Origin of the sequence: Hymenobacter sp., from assembly GCF_031398885.1 — a bacterium.
GTDB lineage: Bacteria > Bacteroidota > Bacteroidia > Cytophagales > Hymenobacteraceae > Hymenobacter.
This window is the reverse complement of record NZ_JANNOD010000104.1, coordinates 43,255-61,951: the sequence shown is the minus strand read 5'-3', so window position 1 is coordinate 61,951 and position 18,697 is coordinate 43,255. Positions and strand designations below refer to the sequence as shown.

Annotated in this window: 18 protein-coding genes; 5 read left to right on the top strand and 13 right to left on the bottom strand. The window is 64.8% G+C overall.

The window, feature by feature from the left end; all coding sequences use genetic code 11:
• Positions 1 to 44: 44 nt before the first annotated feature.
• From RMO51_RS19290 to RMO51_RS19280, 3 genes are all read right to left on the bottom strand, one after another.
• On the bottom strand, positions 45 to 701 hold the full coding sequence (locus tag RMO51_RS19290; protein ID WP_310397492.1) for a hypothetical protein: 657 nt from the start codon (positions 699 to 701) through the stop codon (positions 45 to 47).
• A gap of 227 nt (positions 702 to 928) precedes the next feature.
• Positions 929 to 2,422, bottom strand: coding sequence for a hypothetical protein (locus RMO51_RS19285; protein WP_310397490.1), 1,494 nt, complete (start codon positions 2,420 to 2,422; stop codon positions 929 to 931).
• 45 nt (positions 2,423 to 2,467) lie between these two features.
• Positions 2,468 to 2,986: a hypothetical protein gene (locus tag RMO51_RS19280; RefSeq protein WP_310397487.1), complete on the bottom strand. Its 519-nt coding sequence runs from the start codon at positions 2,984 to 2,986 to the stop codon at positions 2,468 to 2,470.
• 151 nt (positions 2,987 to 3,137) lie between these two features.
• Here RMO51_RS19280 and RMO51_RS19275 point away from each other — a divergent pair, with 151 nt between their 5' ends.
• A complete protein-coding gene (locus RMO51_RS19275) occupies positions 3,138 to 3,515 on the top strand; it encodes a hypothetical protein (protein ID WP_310397484.1) in 378 nt (125 codons plus the stop codon).
• On the opposite strand, the gene RMO51_RS19270 is transcribed toward RMO51_RS19275, so the two are convergent.
• The 4 genes from RMO51_RS19270 to RMO51_RS19255 form a co-directional block, all read right to left on the bottom strand.
• Positions 3,477 to 6,887, bottom strand: a complete 3,411-nt coding sequence (locus RMO51_RS19270; RefSeq protein ID WP_310397482.1) for a hypothetical protein — start codon at positions 6,885 to 6,887, stop codon at positions 3,477 to 3,479. The two genes, RMO51_RS19275 and RMO51_RS19270, sit on opposite strands and share 39 nt — an antisense overlap.
• A 180-nt stretch (positions 6,888 to 7,067) precedes the next feature.
• Positions 7,068 to 8,555: a hypothetical protein gene (locus RMO51_RS19265; RefSeq protein ID WP_310397479.1), complete on the bottom strand. Its 1,488-nt coding sequence runs from the start codon at positions 8,553 to 8,555 to the stop codon at positions 7,068 to 7,070.
• 108 nt (positions 8,556 to 8,663) lie between these two features.
• The gene (locus tag RMO51_RS19260; protein ID WP_310397477.1) at positions 8,664 to 9,074 is read right to left on the bottom strand and encodes a hypothetical protein; all 411 of its coding nucleotides are present in this window, start codon (positions 9,072 to 9,074) and stop codon (positions 8,664 to 8,666) included.
• A 129-nt stretch (positions 9,075 to 9,203) separates the two neighbouring features.
• The gene (locus tag RMO51_RS19255; RefSeq protein WP_310397475.1) at positions 9,204 to 10,535 is read right to left on the bottom strand and encodes a hypothetical protein; all 1,332 of its coding nucleotides are present in this window, start codon (positions 10,533 to 10,535) and stop codon (positions 9,204 to 9,206) included.
• A 253-nt stretch (positions 10,536 to 10,788) separates the two neighbouring features.
• On the opposite strand from RMO51_RS19255, the gene RMO51_RS19250 reads away from it, so the two are divergent.
• From RMO51_RS19250 to RMO51_RS19240, 3 genes are all read left to right on the top strand, one after another.
• Positions 10,789 to 11,178: a hypothetical protein gene (locus RMO51_RS19250; RefSeq protein WP_310397473.1), complete on the top strand. Its 390-nt coding sequence runs from the start codon at positions 10,789 to 10,791 to the stop codon at positions 11,176 to 11,178.
• Positions 11,179 to 11,350: 172 nt separating this feature from the next.
• A complete protein-coding gene (locus RMO51_RS19245) occupies positions 11,351 to 12,358 on the top strand; it encodes an NAD(P)/FAD-dependent oxidoreductase (RefSeq protein ID WP_310397526.1) in 1,008 nt (335 codons plus the stop codon).
• 92 nt (positions 12,359 to 12,450) lie between these two features.
• On the top strand, positions 12,451 to 12,777 hold the full coding sequence (locus tag RMO51_RS19240) for a 2Fe-2S iron-sulfur cluster-binding protein (protein WP_310397471.1): 327 nt from the start codon (positions 12,451 to 12,453) through the stop codon (positions 12,775 to 12,777).
• A 104-nt stretch (positions 12,778 to 12,881) separates the two neighbouring features.
• On the opposite strand, the gene RMO51_RS19235 is transcribed toward RMO51_RS19240, so the two are convergent.
• The 5 genes from RMO51_RS19235 to RMO51_RS19215 form a co-directional block, all read right to left on the bottom strand.
• Positions 12,882 to 13,136 (bottom strand): hypothetical protein, encoded by a 255-nt coding sequence (locus RMO51_RS19235; RefSeq protein WP_310397469.1) that lies wholly within the window; start codon positions 13,134 to 13,136, stop codon positions 12,882 to 12,884.
• A gap of 11 nt (positions 13,137 to 13,147) precedes the next feature.
• Complete coding sequence (locus tag RMO51_RS19230) at positions 13,148 to 13,726, bottom strand: sigma-70 family RNA polymerase sigma factor (RefSeq protein WP_310397467.1); 579 nt, start codon at positions 13,724 to 13,726, stop codon at positions 13,148 to 13,150.
• A 209-nt stretch (positions 13,727 to 13,935) separates the two neighbouring features.
• Positions 13,936 to 14,700 (bottom strand): DUF1223 domain-containing protein, encoded by a 765-nt coding sequence (locus tag RMO51_RS19225; RefSeq protein WP_310397465.1) that lies wholly within the window; start codon positions 14,698 to 14,700, stop codon positions 13,936 to 13,938.
• 218 nt (positions 14,701 to 14,918) lie between these two features.
• The gene (locus RMO51_RS19220; protein WP_310397464.1) at positions 14,919 to 15,824 is read right to left on the bottom strand and encodes a hypothetical protein; all 906 of its coding nucleotides are present in this window, start codon (positions 15,822 to 15,824) and stop codon (positions 14,919 to 14,921) included.
• A gap of 360 nt (positions 15,825 to 16,184) precedes the next feature.
• Complete coding sequence (locus RMO51_RS19215) at positions 16,185 to 16,832, bottom strand: response regulator transcription factor (protein WP_310397462.1); 648 nt, start codon at positions 16,830 to 16,832, stop codon at positions 16,185 to 16,187.
• A gap of 267 nt (positions 16,833 to 17,099) precedes the next feature.
• Between RMO51_RS19215 and RMO51_RS19210 the strand changes: the two genes are divergently transcribed.
• On the top strand, positions 17,100 to 17,756 hold the full coding sequence (locus RMO51_RS19210; protein WP_310397460.1) for a response regulator transcription factor: 657 nt from the start codon (positions 17,100 to 17,102) through the stop codon (positions 17,754 to 17,756).
• 169 nt (positions 17,757 to 17,925) lie between these two features.
• On the opposite strand, the gene RMO51_RS19205 is transcribed toward RMO51_RS19210, so the two are convergent.
• The gene (locus RMO51_RS19205; protein ID WP_310397458.1) at positions 17,926 to 18,588 is read right to left on the bottom strand and encodes a DUF1345 domain-containing protein; all 663 of its coding nucleotides are present in this window, start codon (positions 18,586 to 18,588) and stop codon (positions 17,926 to 17,928) included.
• Positions 18,589 to 18,697: the final 109 nt, after the last annotated feature.

Below are 18,697 nucleotides of genomic sequence, written 5' to 3'. Positions count from 1 at the left end.
CAACGGCCAATTCTTCATTCCTCATTAAGCGCAGCGTCAGCGTCTCACTTGCCGATGGAGCCAATTTTGGGCTGAATCTGGATGATGAAGCGCTTATTGAGTGCTTCCTGCGCGCCGGTGTAGCGGCCGGCGCCGCGGAAGCCGCTGCCGGCGGCCACCACTTCCAGGTTGCCCGGGAAGCGCAATCCGGCCTGCTCCCAGAGCCGAATAACGGCCAGGGCCCGGCTGTAGCTGAGCTGGCGCACGGCGGGGCCGTCGCGGTTGTGGGGGTCGTTGGGCGGGTAGCGCAGGTCCTTGGCGGCGCGGCCCTCCACCACGATGAGGTACTGCACGTCGTCGGTTTTCAGGTTCTGCATCTGGCTGAGCAGGAAGCGGCCGGCCTTCACCAGCGGCATCTGGGCATTGGCCGGGAGCACGTCGCTCTTGGGCGCAAACGTGACCGAGAACTTCAACTCGTAGCGCTTGTAGGTGGGGTTATATTCGAAGTAGTTGCTTTCCAGACGCTTGAGAGCGGCCTTGATTTCGTCGAGCTTGCGCTTTTCCTGCACCTGCACCTTCAGGTCGTAAATGAGCTGGTCGTTGTCGCGCTGCTTGTCTTTGAAGCGCTTGAAGCTGAGCACGAACAGCACGAGCATCGTCAGAAACAAGGCCGTCATAAGGTCCACGTAGCTGGGCCAGAAGAAGTCCTTGCTCTGTTTCATGATACGGTTTTTTAGCGGCGCGGGCGGGGGAACCTCACCCCCTGACCCCCTCTCCCAAAGAGAGGAGGCACCGAAAGTCAGTTAAAAGTTGAAAGCGGAGAAAAGCGGAGAGTTAAAGAGTAGGTGGTCAGTTTTCACTTTTAACGCTGCACCTTTAACCGAACCAAAACCGGTGCCCCCTCTCTTTGGGAGAGGGGGTCAGGGGGTGAGGTTCCCCCGCGCCGACCTCACTTCTTGCCCAGCACCGTCCGCTGAAACCAGCTCGGCTGCGTGAGTTTTTCGAGCACGGCGTTGGTGCGGTCCACTTGCTGCAAGAGCTGCTTTTGCAGCTGGGCATCGGTCAGCAGGCGGGCTTCCAGGCGTTGCATTGCTTGCGCCGCCAGGGCGGCCTGGCGCTCCTGCAGCACGTTGAGGTCTCTTTGCTGGGCCGGCAGCTGGGTGAACGGGTTCAGGTATTCCGTGATTTTCTGGTACACGTTGTCTTCGTTGAGACGCCGGAAGTGGCGCTGCCACTGCTCGTGCGCCTCGGTGGCTTCCTGCTGCAGCTCCTGCAAGCGGCCGTCGAGCGCCGCGTCCATGCGGTGGGTGCCTTCGCTCACGCCCTGCCGGATTTGGGCGCCCAGGTCGGCCAGCAGCTTGCCGTGCTGGCTGAAAAAAGCCACTTGTTGGCGCAGCGCATCGTCGTGCTGCTGCAGGTACTGCGGCACGCTGGCCAGGCCCTGCTCCAGGGCGGTGAGGCGGTTGAGCAGCGCGGTGATGACCTGGGCCACTTCGGCGCCGTGGGTCACGGTGTTGTTCAGGGCCTGCTGGTAGCCCAGAAATTTCTCGAAGGTCTGGGCGCTCTCGTCTACCCTGTCAAACACCTTGATGGTGGCGTTGGCCAGCTCCGAGTAGCCGATTTTCTCCAGCTGCTCCAGGAAACGCTTTTGCACGCTCACGTTCTCGGTGATACTGGCAATGAGCGGCATAAACTCGTGAATCTTGCTAAAAAAGTCGTTCTGAATCTGGCTGAAGAAGTCCGTGTTGAACGTGTCCAGCACCGCTTTCAGGTTGCTCATACCCGCCTGCATGTCGGAGTTGAGCTTGGGCAGCAGGGCCTTTTGTAAAAAGGTATAGTAGGCGTTTTTGTGGCGGTCGCGCAGGGCGCGGGCCTGCTTGAGCAGCTGGTTGCCGGCCAGCGTGAAGGCCAGCCCAAACAGGCTGCCAATCATGGCGATGAGCACGCCCCCTAGGAAGCGCTGCACGTCGCCGTTGCTGAACGAGGTATCCTGAGCCGGGTCGGCCGCGGCTTCGGCAAACGGGTTGCCCACCAGCGCCACCAGCCCCAGGATGGCCCCCACAAACGTGCCCAGCAAACCCAGGTACAACGGCGTGGCAATCTGGGCCTGAATCTCCTCGTCCAGCGCCTCGGCGTGGCGCTCGGAAATGTCTTTCAGGATGCCAAAGTCGGCCGCCGCGCCGCGGTTGTTCAGCAGGTATTCGTTTGTATCAATCACAACTTGCCCAAACTCCGGCGAGGCGTCGCGGGTGATAAGGGCGTCGTACTGCACGTCGAAGTTCTTCTCGGGGTTCGCGGCCGTGAACGGAATGGGCTGCACCGCCACCGCGCCCGCCCGGGGGTACATGGCCGCTACCCGGTCGGTGAGCTGCCGGTTGCGCCAGAACACCACGGCTTGCCAGGCCACCAGCGCCAAGATTAACAGTATTTCAATTACGAGCATATGTGAAGGGTTGGATAATTGCCGAATCTACCCCCGACCGGCGCACTAGCTCAGGGCAATTTCGGCCTTTTGCACCACGTGCCAGGCGTCGTCGCGCTTTTCGAGCTGGCCCGCCGTCAGATTGCGAATGACGGTGAACTGCTCGGTCGGCGGCAGCTCGAACGCGAAAAACTCCTTCAATTCTCGCACGCCGTTGCCGATGATGCGCGACTGGTCGGCCTGCGGGCTGAACGAAAATTGCGCCGTAGTCGCCTCGGCGTGCGGCAGTGTGATGAGCAGCGGCATCTGGGGCAGCGGGGCGGGGCTGAGCTTGCGGTGCTCGATGCTGGGCACGTCCGGCGCGGGCGCGTAGTAGTGCAGCGGGCCCACCAGCGCGGCGGGGGCAGTTGCTTCGGGGGCGACGCCGGGCTCCAGCGATGCAAGCTGCGTTGGAGCTTCGGCCGTGGCGTCAATCAGTTCCTGAATGGCCGGCGGCGTGGATGTGGGCGCGGTCCACTCAACGGTTTGACCGGTTTCGAGCGGCTGGTCGGCGGGGCGAGGCGGGGGCGGAGGCGGGGGGTTCATTGCGGCAGGGCGGGGCGCGACCGGCGGCCAAGAGGAAGCCCGGTCAGAAGGCGTATTTCTGGGAGTGAAGTTGGGCTTCGGCTTTTTACTTTTTTCCGGCTGCTTCGCGGGCTGATTCGACGGGGTTGCCGGAGCCGACGTGCCCTGCACCTTGCGCAGCGACTGTACCACCGGCGCCTTCACCACGTTTTCGGCTTTGGGCGGCGGCACCGGTTCGGGCGCGGCAGCGGGCGCGGCGGAGCCAACCACGACCGGGCGGGCCGATGACCGCGCCCACAGCCGCGTGCCCAGCACCCCCAGCGCCACCCCGCCCAGCAGCGCCCACAGCCAGCTGAAGGACGGGCCAGTAACTGGAGCCGGGGCCACGGAGTCCGCCGGCGGCGGCGAGCTAGGAGGCGCTGGTTGCGCCTGCTCGGCCTTGGGCTGGGCGTACGTTACCTGCCCGCCACCAAGTAGCAAGACCAGCAGCGCCCAGCGGCCCACCGCCAGCTTAGCTGACCGGCTGCGCGTCATGAAGCACCTTGGATAGCTCATACAAGGCATTTTTAAAGGGCAGGAAGAACAACGTTTCGGGCACGGTATCGCCGTCGCGCAGCACGTCGGCGTATTGCTGGCGGTAGAGGTTGAAGGAGTCGCCGAGGTGGCGCTCCAGCGTGGCCATTACCAGGCCGGGGTCATTTTTCACGCCCAGGTCGGCCTGCTGACGCTTCACTTCGGGGTCTTCGAGCAGCAGCTTGAGGCAGGCGCGGGCGTTGGCCAGCACGGCCTGCTTGATGTCGTCGGTTACGGCCGTGGCTTCGAGGTGGTGCTCGCCGCGGTCGGCCTGCGGGTTATCGGCATCGGGTAGCACGCCGATGGGGCGCACCAGGGGCGGGTCCTGCGGAATCTGGCCGGTGGCGAGCACGCCGCCGTTGGCAGTGGTTTGCTTGGGGTCGTCGGCCAGCTTGATGCGAAAATCGGCCGGCACGGCCTGGCCGGTGGCTTTTTCCATGATGAGGCGGGCCAGCTTCTCCACCGGCTGCAGGTTGGTGCCGGCCGCCAGCAGGCGCACGTAGAGGCTGCCGCGACCCGTGAAACAGAGGTAGCGCGGCAGCTGCTGGCCGTTGGCCGCCACCACCTGCGCCACGTGGTAAATCAGCGCGCCGAAGTGCAGGTAGAACAGCACCCGCAGGTGCTCGGCCCGCAGCAGCCGCTCGCTGAAGCCCAGCAACTGGTCGTAGTTGAACAGAAAGCTGGCCACGTCCTCCGAGCCGAAGTTGTCGGTGCCTTCGGCCACCAGCACGTACTCGCGGGCCCGGCGAGCGGCCGGCGAGAGCACCGCGCTCTGCACCCCGGCCACGCCGAAGCGCACGAGGCCGTTGTCCTTGGCGCCGCGCACTTCGGCCCCGCCGTCGCCCCACAGGTCATTGCCGGCGAAGCGGAACGAAGTGCTCAGCACCGGCTTGCGGTCGGCGTAGAGCAGCACGTCGGTGGTGCCGCCGCCGATGTCGATGAAGGCCGCGTTCTCGCCCGGGCCCAGCGTCACGATGTTGCGCCGGGTGAGGTAGTAGTACGGCGCGGTGCTCTCCACCATGCAGGGCATGGAGTTGGTGGTGTGAAACACCTCGTGGAACAGCGAGTCCCACTCGCGCTGGTACAAGTTGCGCTGGTAGGTGGAGAAGCTCAGCGGGGCAAACCAGGTGATTTGGGTGCTGGCCAGGTTGCCGCCGTTCAGGGCCACCTTGGCGCGGCAGAGCAGCAGCATTTCCTGGAAAAAGGCCCGCACGCGGTTACTGGTGGCCTGATTCAACGTATTGTCCCACTTCAGATTGGTGTGGTAGTGGGGCCGGCGCTGCTCCTCGGTGATGATACCGAAAGCCACGTTGATGTTGCCGAGCACGCTTAGCTCCTGGGTGGCGTAGTTGGCGGCTTCGTAGGTGGCGGTGCGCGCTGGGAAGGCGTAGGGCGAATTATCGGCCCCGATGATGGGCGGCACGAACTCGCGCTCCTGGTACTGCTGCCAGCGCTTGATTTGCACGAAGTTGGCCGGGTCGTCGTCGATGCCGCGGTACAGGCGCTCGTAGGCGCTGCGGTCGGGCTCGGCGGTGGCTTTCTTGAGCAGGGCCACCGGCGTGTCGGCCAGGCCGAAGCTGAACGGCTTGGGCTCCTGGCCGGGGCTGTCCTGCATGGCCACGTGGGTGTTGGTGGTGCCGAAGTCGATGGCGAAGCGGTACTCTTTGGTACCCTGCCGCACCTCGGGCCAGCGCGGAATGACTAAGGCGCGGCCCTCGGCCGGGGCCGGGTTCAGCACCTCCAGGTAGTCGAAGTGAGTGCCGCGCACCTCGTAGTAGGTGCTGCCTTCGTCCTGGCTGGTCTTGGGCGTGCGCTCGTAGCGGGTGGCACTCTGGCCGGTGCCGGTTTCGCCCAGCGGGTGGGTGCCGACCCAAAATTTCAGGTCGACTTTCTTGGTCACCAGGCTCGGGTCGATGTTGTTGGCGTCCACCAGCATCACCTTGTAGAAGTCGTTGTACTGGGGCGCGTCGGCCACTTTCACGAACGGAAACACCGACAGCGCCACGTTGGTCACCCGCAGGCGCCCCACGTTGTCGCCCTGCGGGTTGGGGTAGTAGGCGCGCTCGTAATCCACGAAACCGCCGCCGCTCACGGGCACGCGCAGCTTCACGCGCACGCAGGCCGGGTCCAACTCCAGACTCAGGTGCTCAGCCAAGTCCTGAGCCGAGAAGTAGTCGAAGTAGGCCGGGCGCAGCGGCAGCAAGGGCCAGTTACTGGGCCGAAAGCCCGGCGCAATGCTCACGCTGCCGCAGTAGAACCGCGCCTCGTCCACCTCGTAGGGCACGGCCAGCAGGGTTTCTTCCAGCAAGTCGTTCACCGTCAGGTACGGATACGTCACCTCCGGGCCGGGCAACGTCCGCTCCTTCAGCGGCCGGGCATCGGCGACGGGCACGACGATGGCGCCGCCGTCGGCAAACAGCGTTTCGTTGTAGTACTTCTTGCCCACGGCTTTCAGGCCCGGGCGCAGCACGATGGGCAGCGGCCCGACCAGGCCCGCCCGCGTGGGCTGTATGAACAGGTCGGAGCTGCGCACCGTGCCCTCGTCGGGGCGCACGCGCAGCAGCACGCCGGCCACGTCAATCTGGTTGTTCGAGGCGTCGGTGAGCACCGGGAAATTGGCGAGGTTGGCGGTGCCGTCCAGGGCCCACTTTTGCAGCAGGCCGCGGTCGAGGGTGTCGCGCACCAGCGGGGCCAGCGCCATCAGGGCCGGGTCGCCCACGAACTGCTGGTACACGAAGTCGCGGAACGCCGCCTCGCGGCTGGCCAGCGGCACGTACTGGCTGTCGAAATAATAGCCGCCGCCCTGCGGCCGCTGCACCGGCAGCGGCCGGAGGTTGGGCGCCGGAAAAAACAGCGTGAGCGGCGAAGTGCCGCCAATGAGTTGGGGCACGCCGTTGGCGCCGGGAAAGTAAATCAGGTGCAGCTCGGTCAGCTTGGCGAAGCGGCCGTCGAGGTACAGGCTCAGCACGTCGGCCAGCGGCCGGGTGGCGGAGTTGGCCCGCAGCTTGGCTAGTTCCTCGTCCTTGCGCCAGGCCCGGATTTGCAGGCGCTGGCTGGCCAGCTTGCGCTGGTGCACATTGAACATCATCTCCCACACGTCCCAGAAGTGGCTCACCAGCTGGTGGTACACCGAGTCCTGGCCCGTGCCGCCCTGGCCCACAAAGCGCAGGGCCGTTTCCACCAAATGCAGCCGCGCAAACGGCGAGGGAATGGACACGGCCACCTTGGCGGCGCGCCCGCCCTGGGGGTCGAGCAGCCGCTCCACTTCGTGGGGGCCAATTTTACCGGTCGGCCCCCACCCTTCGTGGGTGCTGGAGCCGGTGTCGTGTAGTCGCAGGATTTTAGCCATGTGTTGGGTTGAAAGAGGCGCCGTTCGCCTCACCCCCGGCCCCTCTCCAAAAGAGGGGGGAGCCGAGAGGAATTTATGCTGGCTGGAATTGGCCTCTATTTTCGATTCAAAAGGTTACTTCGTCAAAACGTCGTCAGGCTCCCCTCTCCGCGGGAGAGGGGTCGGGGGTGAGGTGAACGGTTACGAGTACTGCAGTTTCTTGTCCAGAATCTCGCCGGTGGCTTCCTCGAAGGCCTTCACCACCCAGCGCAGCGCCTCGTTCTCGGTCGGGTTCTTCAGCGTGACTTTGCCCACGGCTTTGGTCAATTCGTCACGGAAGAAGCCGGGCGTGATGCCCTTGCTGAAAATGCCGGTTTCCACCGTCTTGTCGCTCACCATTTTGTTGAAGTCCATTTCCTCGGCGCGGATAGCGGTGTAGCGGCGCTGGTTCACGCCCAGCTCGCGCAGCCACTCGTTGTACTCGCCGAAGAAGTCGTTCAGCTCGCGCAGGGCGCGGTTGTTACGGAGCTGCGCGGCCAGGTCGCCGGCTTCGTAGTAGGGGGCTTTGGCGTCGTCGGGCGTGTGCTTGAGGAAGTAGCGGGCGAAGTAGTGCAGTTGAATGAGCGGGCGGGCCACGTCCTGGCGCAGGTCGGTGGGCAGCTGGCCGAAGTCCACGTCGGCGGCGTCTGATTTCAGGCCGTACTCGTGGTAGAGCGGCTGGTTGCCGTCGAGTTGGTTGTCGGGCACCTCCATGAAGTGCGGTACCGCGAGGGCGCCCAGCATTTCGAGCAGGTGGGCCTGGTTGCGCTGCTCGGCGCGGCCGGGGTGGTTGGCCAGCGGCTGGCCGGGCTGGTCGCCGAGGTAGTACAGGGCCTCCAGCCCCTGCAGGTTGTCGGCGTAGTACGAGAGGGCTGTTTTGGTCTTCGTAATGAAGGTGTTGGAGTCGATGAAATCCTGCCCAGCGGCCTTCTCGTCGGCCGAAGGCTCCTGCAGCTTGAAGTAGGGCAGCATCACCAGCGCGCCGGCCTTGAGGCGGCGGCGCACCTCGGGGTGAGCCAGCGAAGAAGCGCCCGACGTGTCGCGCAGGTTTTTCACCAGCAGCGGGAAGCCCGCCGCGCCCGTGCCCCCAAAAATCGAGCTGATGAAAAACGCCCGGTCGCCGTCCTGCAGGCTCTGGGCGAGGTAGCGCATTTCCTTGCTCTGCACCACCGCATTCAGCACCACCGAGCCCACGTTGGGCGAGCCGCGGAAGCCCACGTCGAGGTTGGCCGCGAGGCTGTCGGACGTAAAGAGCAAATCGACCAGGCCCTGGGTTTCCACCGAAAGGTCGTTGTACTTCAGGTAGTCCCGAAACGGCTGGCTGATGCCCCCGAAATCGTATACGAACGAGTCGCGCAGCTCCTCTCCCGCCCCACCGTTCGTATTTAGGTTGGCCAGGGTGTTGAGGGGCTGGCTGAAAAAGCCGGTTTTTTCCTTCTGCCCGTCGCCGTACAGCGCCTCGTGGATGCGGGCGTAGCGCTTGAGCAGGGCCACGGCGCGGGTTACGTCGCCGTTCTGGGTATCGGGGTCGATGAGCACGGGCACCACCTGGTCGCAGTTGGGGATGCGCACCCCGGCGGCCAGCAGCATGGTGAGGGAGCGCAGCACGCGGGCCCCGGTGCCGCCCACGGCGAAGATGAATAACTTCATTTTTAGTGGTTAGTGATTAACGGTTAGTGGTGAACGGTTGGTAATTAGCGGTTAGTGGTCAGTAGAAAATCTACCAGTTAACCACTAACCACTAACCGTTAACCACTGTCAAAAAGGGCCGACAAACGGCGTGGTGCGGGCGTAGGTGCTCCAGCGCTTCAGCAGCACCGACAGCAGCAGGAACCAGAGCGACGCCACCAGCAGGTTCACCACCATAAAATAACCGAGGTAGCTGCTGGCCTCGGCGCCGTGATTTTTGCTGAGGCTGTTGGCCATGAACGCGCCCATGCCGGCGGCCAAAGCCAGCGTCAGGGCCCAGTGCGGCATGCGGAACAAGCCCGTGCGCAGGGCCGAGTTGAACACGTAGTAGAAGGCCACCACCAGCAGCAGGCTCACGCCCAGCGTGCTCCAGCCCACCAGCCCGAACAGATCGGTTTTGTACAAGCCGTAGTCGGCCGGGCGCTGGCTTTGGAAGATGGAAATCAGGGCCGAGTACAGGCTGGTGAAGAAGCTTTGCATGTAGTGATTAGTGGTCAGTGATTAGTTGTTAGCGGTTAGTTGTTAGCAGCCGGCTGTCAGCAGTTATTCGTTAGTTCTGCGTGGGCAGAACGCACTGACAAATAACCACTGACCACTAACCGCTAATAACTAGTCTTTCTTAAGCGGAAGCTGAACCGTGAATACGGGTGGCAGCGGCGTTGGATACGAAAGCCGGACGCCGGCCAGGATTTGGTCGAGCCCGAACGTGCGCGGGGCCGGCGTATTGTCATTGACCGTAGACCAGGCCGCCACCCAGCCCGGCGTTTCCGGGGCGGGCAGGGCCAGGCTGAGCGTGGCCGTGGGGCTGGCCAATTGGCTCACCCGCAGCCGCAGCACGTGCGTGTAGGGCGCCAGCACGGGCTGGCCGTCCTGCTCGATAGCCGTGAGGACCCGCACCGAGCCGGGCACCACGCTGGCCTGGCCATTGGGCAGGCGCACTTGCAGATGTTGGGCCAAAAACGCCGGCTGCTGCCACGCGGCGGGCAATTCTTTCAGGCTCAGGCCCACCGAAAAGTCGGCGGGGTCGTCCGAAACATTCAGGGTGAGGCCGTTGCCTTCGCCGTACACGCTGCCGCTGGGCTTCAGCTTTACGTCGGTGAGCTTGGTCAGGACCGGGGCAAAGGCCGGCGTAGTGGTTTTTAACCCAAAAAATGCCTGCTGAGCCGGCGCATTCTTGAACACCTCGGCGGCGTAGCGCGCCACCAGCGCGGGCGGCCCGATTACCCACACGTAATAGGGCACTTTCTCGCCCTTGAGCGTGCGCTTGGCCACCGGCGTTTTCACGGCCGGGTGGTAGGTACCGTAGAATTTCGAGGTTTCGCCGAACACGGCCACGGCCAGTTGCTTTTGGCTCACGGGCGCGATGGCCGTGCGGATGAGGTTGGGCAGCTGCGAAAACGCCGACCGGTCTTCGGGCCCGTAGATGAAGTCGGAAATCACCACGCTCACTTCGTCCGTGGCGTTAGGCCGGTTGAGAATGCCCTCCAGCATCTGGGGCAGCTCGGTGCCCAGGGCGGCCCGGGCCACATTGCCCTGCACGAGGCTGCGCAACTGGTCAAACTTCACGGCCCGGGGCGCCGCGTTTTCGCAGACGTAGTACGTGCGCTTGGCCACGGCCGGGCTCACCTGCGTCTCGGTAATGAGCGCGCCGATGCGCTGCTGAAATTCGGTGGCCGGCTGGTCGGCCCCGCCGCGCGGCACGAAGCCCTTCATGCCGCCCGAGTACTCCAGAAATACGCTCACGTGGAGCGGGGCGGGGGCGGCGGGCGCCGCCGGGGCGGACTGGGCCGTTTTGCCGGGCTTGGCCGACGTAGACGTGGTTTCGGCGGGCTCACCGCCGCAGCTGCTCAGCAGCACAGCGGCGCCGACCAGAACCCTGAGCGCGCCCCAAGGGCGAGTGGCGACCGACGCGGGCCGCCCCGCGAAATCAACTAGCAGCATAAGCAAGGCAAAACAGGTTTCGGGGCGAAGTATAGGCATTACGCAGCCAAGCGCCCCGCCGGCCGAAAACCACGACGCCCAAAGCGTACCCCATGCGCTGGCGGCACGCGGGCTCAAAAGCCTGGCAATACTGGCGCTTCCCGGCCAGTCCCGGGCCGCTTACCCGCGCCTGACGTGCCGCCCGGCCCCCCGGGGCGCCGCGCGACTTTGCCCGCAACTCCCGACCTTTACGCCCGCCCCGCCCCGTTGCCGCATGCACCTCATCGCTCTTCGCCCCGAGTACCAGTTGACGGTGGACGACGTTCACAACCGCATTTTTTACCAAAACTTTGGGCCCATGCGGGGCGCCGTGTCCCTGCCCCATTACCTCACCGACTGGGCCGCCGCGCTGGCCGAAGTGCGCCCGGGCTTCTGCATTCTCAGCGACATGCAGGTCGTTAACCAGGGCAACCCAGCGCTGCTGGCCACGTTTCAGGCCGTCGAGCGGCTCATCGTGGCACGCGAGGTGCGCATGGTGGCCGAGATTCACGTGCCCGGCTGGCCCACCCGCCGCCACTGCGACGCCGTGACCACCAGCCAGGCCATGCCCGTGCGCCAGTTTTTGAGCCTCTGGGAGGCCGACCAGTTCCTCGACGACTTCTGAGCAGCCCCGTTCGCCGGACCAGCGGCCAACGATTTTGCCCGTCCGGCTGTTATGAAACGGGCCGCGGTTGGCAGCCCCGGCCGCCCACCTTACCTTTGCCCCACGGCTTTCCCACGGTCGCGGCCGCTTTTTTTCGGCGCCTGGTCAGGCACTATTCGTTTTTATGCCCAACATCATTTCCACCGACATTTGCATCGTCGGGGCCGGCCCGGTCGGCTTGTTTGCCGTTTTTGAAGCCGGCCTGCTCAAGCTCCGCTGCCACGTGGTCGACGCCCTGCCCCAGCCCGGCGGGCAGCTTTCCGAAATCTACCCCAAGAAGCCGATTTACGACATCCCGGGCTTTCCCGAAATCCTGGCCGGCGACCTGGTGACCAACCTGATGAAGCAAATCGAGCCTTTCCACCCCACCTTTACGCTGGGCGAGCGGGTGGAGCGGTTTGCCAAGCTCGACGACGGCTCGTTCCAGCTCTACACCACCGACGGCACCGAGATTCAGTGCAAGGCCGTGGCCATTGCCGGCGGCCTGGGCTCGTTCGAGCCCCGCAAGCCGGCCGTGGAAAACCTGGAGCGGTTCGAGGGCGGCAAAGGCGTGCACTACATGGTGCGCGACCCCGAACATTTCCGCGACCAGAAAATCGTCATCGCCGGCGGCGGCGACTCGGCCCTGGACTGGACCAACTTCCTGGCCAACGTGGCGGCCGACGTGACGCTGGTGCACCGCGGCACCACCTTCCGCGGCGCCGCCGACTCGGCCGAGAAGGTGAAAACCCTGGCCGACGCCGGCAAAATCAAGCTGGTGCTCAGCTCCAACGTGACGCACCTGCACGGCAACGGCAAGCTGGCCGAGGTCACCATCACCGGCAACGACGGCACCGCCGAAACCGTGCCGCTCGACCACTTCATCCCGCTGTTTGGCCTCACGCCCAAGCTCGGCCCCATCGGCGAGTGGGGCCTGGAGCTGACCGACGACGCCATCGTGGTCGACACCGAGGCCTACAGCACCTCGCTGCCCGGCGTGTTCGCCATCGGCGACATCAACACCTACCCAGGCAAGCTCAAGCTCATCCTCTGCGGCTTCCACGAAGCCGCGCTCATGTGCCAGGGCGCGTTCAAATACATTTACCCCGACAAAAAATACACGCTCAAATACACGACCGTGAACGGGGCGCCCTCCATGTAAAAGAATGAGGAATGAAGAATGAAGAATAAAGAATTAGCTCTGACAGCCGTTCTCAATTCCTCATTCCTCGTTCCTCATTCTTCATTCAAAGTATGACTGAAGACATCCGCATCTACGTCGAAGAAGCGCCCGGCCAACGCCGCGAAATCGAAGCGCCCACCGACATGGGCCTGAGCCTGATGGAAATGCTCAAAGCCAGCGGCTACGACATCATGGCTACCTGCTGCGGCATGGCCCTGTGCGCCACCTGCCACGTGGAAGTGCTGGCCGGCCCGGCCCTGCCCGAGCCCGGCGACGACGAGCTGGACATGCTGGAAACCTTGCCCGTGGTGCACCCCGGCAGCCGCCTGAGCTGCCAGATTCGCCTCACGCCCCGCACCGACGGGCTGGTGGTGCGCCTCGCCCCCACCGGCGCCTGACATCGAGTTGACCGCCAACGGCATTACAAGAAAAAGTCCTGCTGCGTGGCGTAGCAGGACTTTTTCTTTATGGCCTGGGCGAGTGAGCCAGCTAGGCCGGCGGCTTAGCGAGCCGCCACCAATCGTTGGCGCATGCGCTCCTTGGCCGCCTCCGGCAACACGGGGCCGGTGGTGGCCCGGACGGCGGCGGCGGTACGCGCCCACTCGGCTATCAGCACGGTTTGCCGGGCGTAGCGGCTGCAGTAGGGGCAGTAGCGCAAGTGCAGCCACAGGCCAACCCGCACGGCCCGGGCCAGGGGCTGGTCAACCTGCTGCTCCAGCAGCAGCGTGGCGTTCTGGCAAGTAATAAGGCGTAGCATAGTCGGTAGCGTTAGTTTTTTCCCAGGCCGTGTTTTTCAAGGCAGCGCCGCAGCTGCAGCTTGGCCCGGTGCACAATCACCCAGTAGTTGGCCGAGCTGAGGCCGAGCTCCTGACAAATTTCCTCGGCCGGCAATTCCTCCACAAACCGCAGCGCAAACACGGCGCCGTGCTGCGGCGGCAGGCGTTCCTGGCAGCGTTGCAGGATTTCGTGCAGCTCCTGCTGTTCCAGGGCCGCGTCGGCGCTGAGCCAGCTGGCGGGGGCCTGTGGGCCGGTCCAGTGGCCGTCTTCAGCGGCAAAAAAGTCGGCCTCGGTGGGGCCGCCTTCGCCGAGCTGGTCGAGGCCCACGTGGGTGGCGCGGGCCTGCCGGCGGTAGTGGTCGATGATTTTGCGGCGCAGGATAACGAACAACCAGGTACGCTCCGAGGCCTCGGCCCGAAACGTGGCCAAGCCGTCGAGGGCGCTCAGGAACGTGTCCTGCACCAATTCCTCGGCTGCGTCGGCATCAGAAACTCGGCTCAGCGCAAAGCGGTACAGTTCGTCGCCGTAGCGGCCGGGCCACTGGGTTGGAACGGGAACGGAAGGGGTCATGCAGGGCGACGAGTAAGCCGGCGAAGGTCGCACCACAAGATTATGGGAGCATCACGAAAGTATAACAACTGCTTGGGCTTGCCAAAAAGAGCTATTGAATAAAAACGCGCCACTCGGCATGTTCTCCCCAGCAGCAGGGCCCCTCGCGGCTGCGGCGCCGCAGGGCCACGTGGCGAGGCCCCAATGAAGAAGTGAAACGAAGGGGTGAATCAAAGCGCAGTGGCCGCCACACCCACGATGCGGCGCGACGCGGTTTCCTGCACCAGGGCCACGGCCCGCAGGTTGGGGCGCTTCCAGTCGGGGCTCAGCTTCAGCGCGGGGCTGGCCGCAAAAGTGCCGTCGGCGCGGAGCTGGCCCAGCGGAATGAGCTGGCGCACCACTGCGGCGTGGCGCAGCAGCTGGCCGGAGTTTTCGCCCCGCCCCACCCGCGAGGCCAAGCCGCTTTCGGTGATGGCCAGCAGTACTTCGGCGGCGGGCGTGCCGGGCGGCACCCCGGTCACGCGCACCCGCGCCGCGTCGCCGCCGGCCGTGACCGACACGGCGGCCCGGGGCAATTTGGCGGCCTGGGCCACGGTGCTGGCAAGGGCGCCGGGGCGGCTGCCCACAAACTCGTAGCGGCCGTTCACCACGGCCTGGGGCGTGTAAGAGCCGGTGCCGAAGCCCTGCGCGTACTGCCGCTGGCGCGCGGTGTAGGCCGCCGAAGAAAAACCGTCTTTCCAGCCCAGGCGGTTCCAGTAGTCGACGTGCTCACCGAGGGCAATGACCTCCGCTCCGGGCACTGATTGTGCGCTTTCGAGCGCGCGCAGGGCCGCGTCGGCGGCCGGGCAACTGGAGCAGCCCCCGGAGGTAAAGAGCTCGACGACGACCGGCACGCGGCGGGCGGCGGGCGTGGCGGCCGGCCGGGCCGAGGCCAGCGCGACCAGTGCGGCCAGCAAGCCCGCCGCGAGCAGCGCCGCTATCCATAAGATTTTCATGATACCAGGATGAATGAGGTGAACGGGCCCTCGGCGCGGTTGCCACCGACGAGCCAACGGCCCGGCAGACGCTTGCCCTCAACCAACCTTACACCGGCGCTGGCCGGCCCAAGCCCACAAGAAAAAGCCCCGCCGGAAAAATCCGCGCGGGGCTTTGGGGTGGTGCTTTTGCAGCCATGGTTAGCAGCGAAGCCCGCGCGGCCCGCGCGGGCTTGTGCTTATTGCCCGGGTTTGGCAGCCGGGCCCTGCCCGGTGGCGCGGCCCCCATCGGCCGGCGGGGTAGCGGGCGCCACGATGGCATCGGCCGTGGTGGGCGTAAAGTTGAATACTTCCAGCACAATGCGCCAACCGGCCACGGCTTCGCGCCGCCAGATGCGCAGGTAGCTGCCGTTTTCCTCGGGGTGCTTGGTGCCGGCGGCGGCGCGGCGCAGGGTGCCCACCACGTAGCCCAGGTCGCCGGCAGCGGCCAGGTAGCCGCTGGCGGCGGTGAAGAGGTAGCCGCCGTCCAGGTTCTTCATGTTGGCGGCCGCGGCGGGCCCTTGCATCACCGACAAGCCGGGACGGTACAGGCGGGCCTCGGTGCTGAGGTACAGCTGGTAGCTTGCGCCGGGCTTCATCAGCTCGGCCGCGGCAAACTTGTGGTCAAGGTCGAGCAAGATGTTGGAAGGCGCCACGCTGGGCGTCGCGGCGGCCACCATCAGCCGCGGCTGGGGCACTACGGCCGCCGCCGCCGGCGCGGTGCCCACCCGCTCGGTGCCCATGTTCACCACGAATTTCCACCGGCCATCGGCCTGTTTGCGCCACACGGTCACGTACTCGCCGGTCGTTTGGGGCTTTTCATTCTGAAGCTGCGTCCACGGGCCGGTGGTGTAGCCCAGGTCCCCGGACTGCGCCACATCGGCCAGCGTCGGGTACCACTGCAGGCGGCTACCGGGCCGGCCGGGGCGGACCCGCCACACCTCCTGGGCGTTGGCCAGCTTTCCTTCCTCGGCCACGAGCGCCGTGGGGGCGCTGTTGCCCAGGAAAGCCGCTTCGGTGCTGGTCTGGAGGGCTTGGGCCGCAAATGCAATTTCTGCCGCTACCATCGCCTCCCGGCTCGATTGAGCCTGGGATGCTAACGGCATCAAAACGGCCATTATAACCGCTATTTTCAACTGATTCTTCATAAGATACAAGCGTAGTCTGTTCGCAATGCTAAGATACGCTTTCCGGGATAATTACAATTCTATTCTAAAATCACGGGGCTTCCTCTCACCCCCACGAACAGCCCAGACTGCTCCTTTTCGCCGCCATTTACGGCAGTAAAATACCCGCACTAGCTGCTTAACCGGGGGAAGTCATTTGGCGGGCCCCGTGCTACCTACTGGACTGGCGCGCCCGTGCCCACTGCCGGCGGCCGCGACAGAAATGGTGGCCTACCTTCTTCCGAGTGTTTCGCGTTTGCACGAACCCACGGTGGCAGGCGGGACCAATGTCCCCTTCCGCTACTCCGGCAGCAGCCCTTGGCGAGCGGCCAGCTTGATGAGGGCGGCCGTGTTGCGGGTCTGGGTTTTGTCCATGATGTTCTGGCGGTGGGTTTCCACGGTGCGCTTGCTGGTGAAAAGCTTCACGGCAATTTCGGCGTTGGTCAAGCCCTCGGCCACCAGGCTCAGCACCTCCATTTCGCGCTTGCTCAGGCCCAGGGTCGCGCGGGCGGTGTCGCCGGCCGCGGGGCTGCCCGCGTAGAGCCGGCCCAGCAGCACCAACCCGATGGCCGAGCACAGGAACGGACGGCCCGCCGCCACGGTGCCCAGGCCGTGCATGAGCTCGGTGGAACGGGCGCTTTTCAGCAAGTAGCCGTGCGCGCCCAGGTCAAAGGCCCGGGCCACGTAGTGTTCGTTGGTGAGCTCGCCGTGGGCCAGCACGCGCAGCAAGGGGTACTGCTCGCGCAGCGCGGGCAGCAGCGCAAAGGCGTCGGGGCCGGGCAGGCTCAGGTCGAGCAGCACCACGGTGGGCGCGGTGGCGGCCAGCTGGGCCAGCAGCTCGTCGCCGGTGCCGGCCTCGCCCACAACCTCCAGGCCCGCCGCCGCCGCGCCAATGCGCAGCGCCTCGCGCGTGGGGGCGTGGCCATCGGTGAGGAGCAGGCGAATCATGGGTAGGCGTAGGTGGGAGGAACGGGAGAGAGTTGCAATTACCGATTAATTCGGGGGGGAGCCGGTAAATCAATTTTTCCCAACCCGAAAATACCACTTCAGGCAAGCTCAACTGTTGCGCCTGCAATAAAAACCGTATAAATCCCTTCAAAAAACGAGGTGGCGACTTTCGATTTCGTACAAATACGGAGCCGGCTTTTTCGTATACCCCGTGGGCTCAACTTTGTCGGCTGCCCCGCGTTTCGATAACTTCACTTGCCCTGCACTATGACCCGTATACTGCTCGCCGACGACCACACCATCTTGCGCGACGGCATCCGGGCGCTGCTTTCGGCCGACGCCGATTTGGACGTGGTGGGCGAAGCCAGCAACGGCGCCGAAGTGCTGGCCCTGCTCGCAACCACGCCCGCCGACGTGGTGCTGATGGACGTGCAAATGCCCGTTCTGGACGGGTTCGCCACCATGCCCGAGCTCCGCAGCCGCTTTCCCGAAGTGCGGGTGCTGGTGCTCACCATGCTCGACCACGAAAACTACGTGGCCCGCATGCTCGAAGCCGGAGCCATGGGCTACGTGCTCAAGAACGCAGCCATCAGCGAAATCACCTACGCCATCCGCACGGTGGCGGCCGGCAACCAGTTTTTGTGCACCGAAATTGGGATAAACATGCTTTACAAGGCCGTAACCCAGTCGATTGGCCCGGCCACGGACGAAGCCGGTGGCCCCGGCGGCGCCGACCTCACGGCCCGCGAGCTGGAAGTGCTCAAGCTCATCGCCGAAGGCCTGACCAACGGCGAAATCTCCGATAAGCTCTTCACCAGCAAACGCACCATCGAAACCCACCGCCAGAACATCATCGCCAAAACCCAGGCCAAGAACACCGCCGCCCTCATCAAGCTGGCCGTGAGCCGGGGGCTCATTTCTTAGGGGTTCATAATCAACGGTTAGCAGTTAACGATTGGGGGCAACTCTCCGGTCTGCTTGAAGCTGTTCAGGAATTCATTGGCCGGTGATGCCAAGCGCCGCCGGGGGTTTTTGAATTATCAAACAGCTTCCTCATCACTAACCGTCAGTCACTGACACTAATCATTAACCACTAAAAAAGCCCGCTCAGGGCGCTGATGCTTAGGGCCACAATGGCGGTGTTGAAACCAAACGAGATGATGGCGTGCAGCAGGGCGGTGCGCCGCTGCCGCCGGCCGGGAATGGTGACGTCGGCCGTCTGGGCGGCCATGCCGATGGTGAAGGCGAAATAGGCGAAGTCGAGGTAGTCGGGCTCGGGCTCGTTGCCGGGGAAGCCCAGGCCGCCCACGTCGCCGCCGGCCTGCTCGTCGCTGTCGTAGAAAATATGGGCGTAGCGCAGCGTAAACACGGTGTGCACCAGCAGCCAGGACTCGACTACGGCGGCAATGCTGAGCCCCACATGCCGCGTGAGGGCCGCGCCGGAAAGGGAGTCCATGGTGCCGAGCAGCGCCACTACGCCCATCAGGCTGGCCAGCGCTGCCACCAGTACGAATCCGAAGGCCACGGCCCGGCCGGGGTCTTCGCTATTGGCTACTTTGCGGATGGTGGCGGCATCGGCCGTGAACATGGCCGCCCCGATGAGCAGCAGCGAAATGGCCGCGAACACGTCCCAGGCCGCCACCCAGCGGCTCACGGCATCGATGCCGGCGGGGGCCAGGGCCCAGGCCGTGCCGCCCAGCAGCAGGCCAATCAGCGTGCGGTACTTGGCCGAAATTCGGCCCAAGCGGTGGGCCAAGCGAAAAAAGGCGGTTGAAGAAGGCGGTGGCACGGGGCGCAAAGGAAGGAAATAAGCAGCGGAGACGAGGCCCTGCACCCTGATTCGGCAACTACTCTGATGGCTGCGT

Excerpts from the sequence above, each read along its gene's own strand:
- RMO51_RS19290 (WP_310397492.1), bottom strand. The coding sequence starts at position 701 with ATGAAACAGAGCAAGGACTTCTTCTGGCCCAGCTACGTGGACCTTATG.
- RMO51_RS19285 (WP_310397490.1), bottom strand. The coding sequence starts at position 2,422 with ATGCTCGTAATTGAAATACTGTTAATCTTGGCGCTGGTGGCCTGGCAA.
- RMO51_RS19280 (WP_310397487.1), bottom strand. The coding sequence starts at position 2,986 with ATGAACCCCCCGCCTCCGCCCCCGCCTCGCCCCGCCGACCAGCCGCTC.
- RMO51_RS19270 (WP_310397482.1), bottom strand. The coding sequence starts at position 6,887 with ATGGCTAAAATCCTGCGACTACACGACACCGGCTCCAGCACCCACGAA.
- RMO51_RS19265 (WP_310397479.1), bottom strand. The coding sequence starts at position 8,555 with ATGAAGTTATTCATCTTCGCCGTGGGCGGCACCGGGGCCCGCGTGCTG.
- RMO51_RS19260 (WP_310397477.1), bottom strand. The coding sequence starts at position 9,074 with ATGCAAAGCTTCTTCACCAGCCTGTACTCGGCCCTGATTTCCATCTTC.
- RMO51_RS19255 (WP_310397475.1), bottom strand. The coding sequence starts at position 10,535 with ATGCTGCTAGTTGATTTCGCGGGGCGGCCCGCGTCGGTCGCCACTCGC.
- RMO51_RS19250 (WP_310397473.1), top strand. The coding sequence starts at position 10,789 with ATGCACCTCATCGCTCTTCGCCCCGAGTACCAGTTGACGGTGGACGAC.
- RMO51_RS19240 (WP_310397471.1), top strand. The coding sequence starts at position 12,451 with ATGACTGAAGACATCCGCATCTACGTCGAAGAAGCGCCCGGCCAACGC.
- RMO51_RS19235 (WP_310397469.1), bottom strand. The coding sequence starts at position 13,136 with ATGCTACGCCTTATTACTTGCCAGAACGCCACGCTGCTGCTGGAGCAG.
- RMO51_RS19230 (WP_310397467.1), bottom strand. The coding sequence starts at position 13,726 with ATGACCCCTTCCGTTCCCGTTCCAACCCAGTGGCCCGGCCGCTACGGC.
- RMO51_RS19225 (WP_310397465.1), bottom strand. The coding sequence starts at position 14,700 with ATGAAAATCTTATGGATAGCGGCGCTGCTCGCGGCGGGCTTGCTGGCC.
- RMO51_RS19220 (WP_310397464.1), bottom strand. The coding sequence starts at position 15,824 with ATGCCGTTAGCATCCCAGGCTCAATCGAGCCGGGAGGCGATGGTAGCG.
- RMO51_RS19215 (WP_310397462.1), bottom strand. The coding sequence starts at position 16,832 with ATGATTCGCCTGCTCCTCACCGATGGCCACGCCCCCACGCGCGAGGCG.
- RMO51_RS19210 (WP_310397460.1), top strand. The coding sequence starts at position 17,100 with ATGACCCGTATACTGCTCGCCGACGACCACACCATCTTGCGCGACGGC.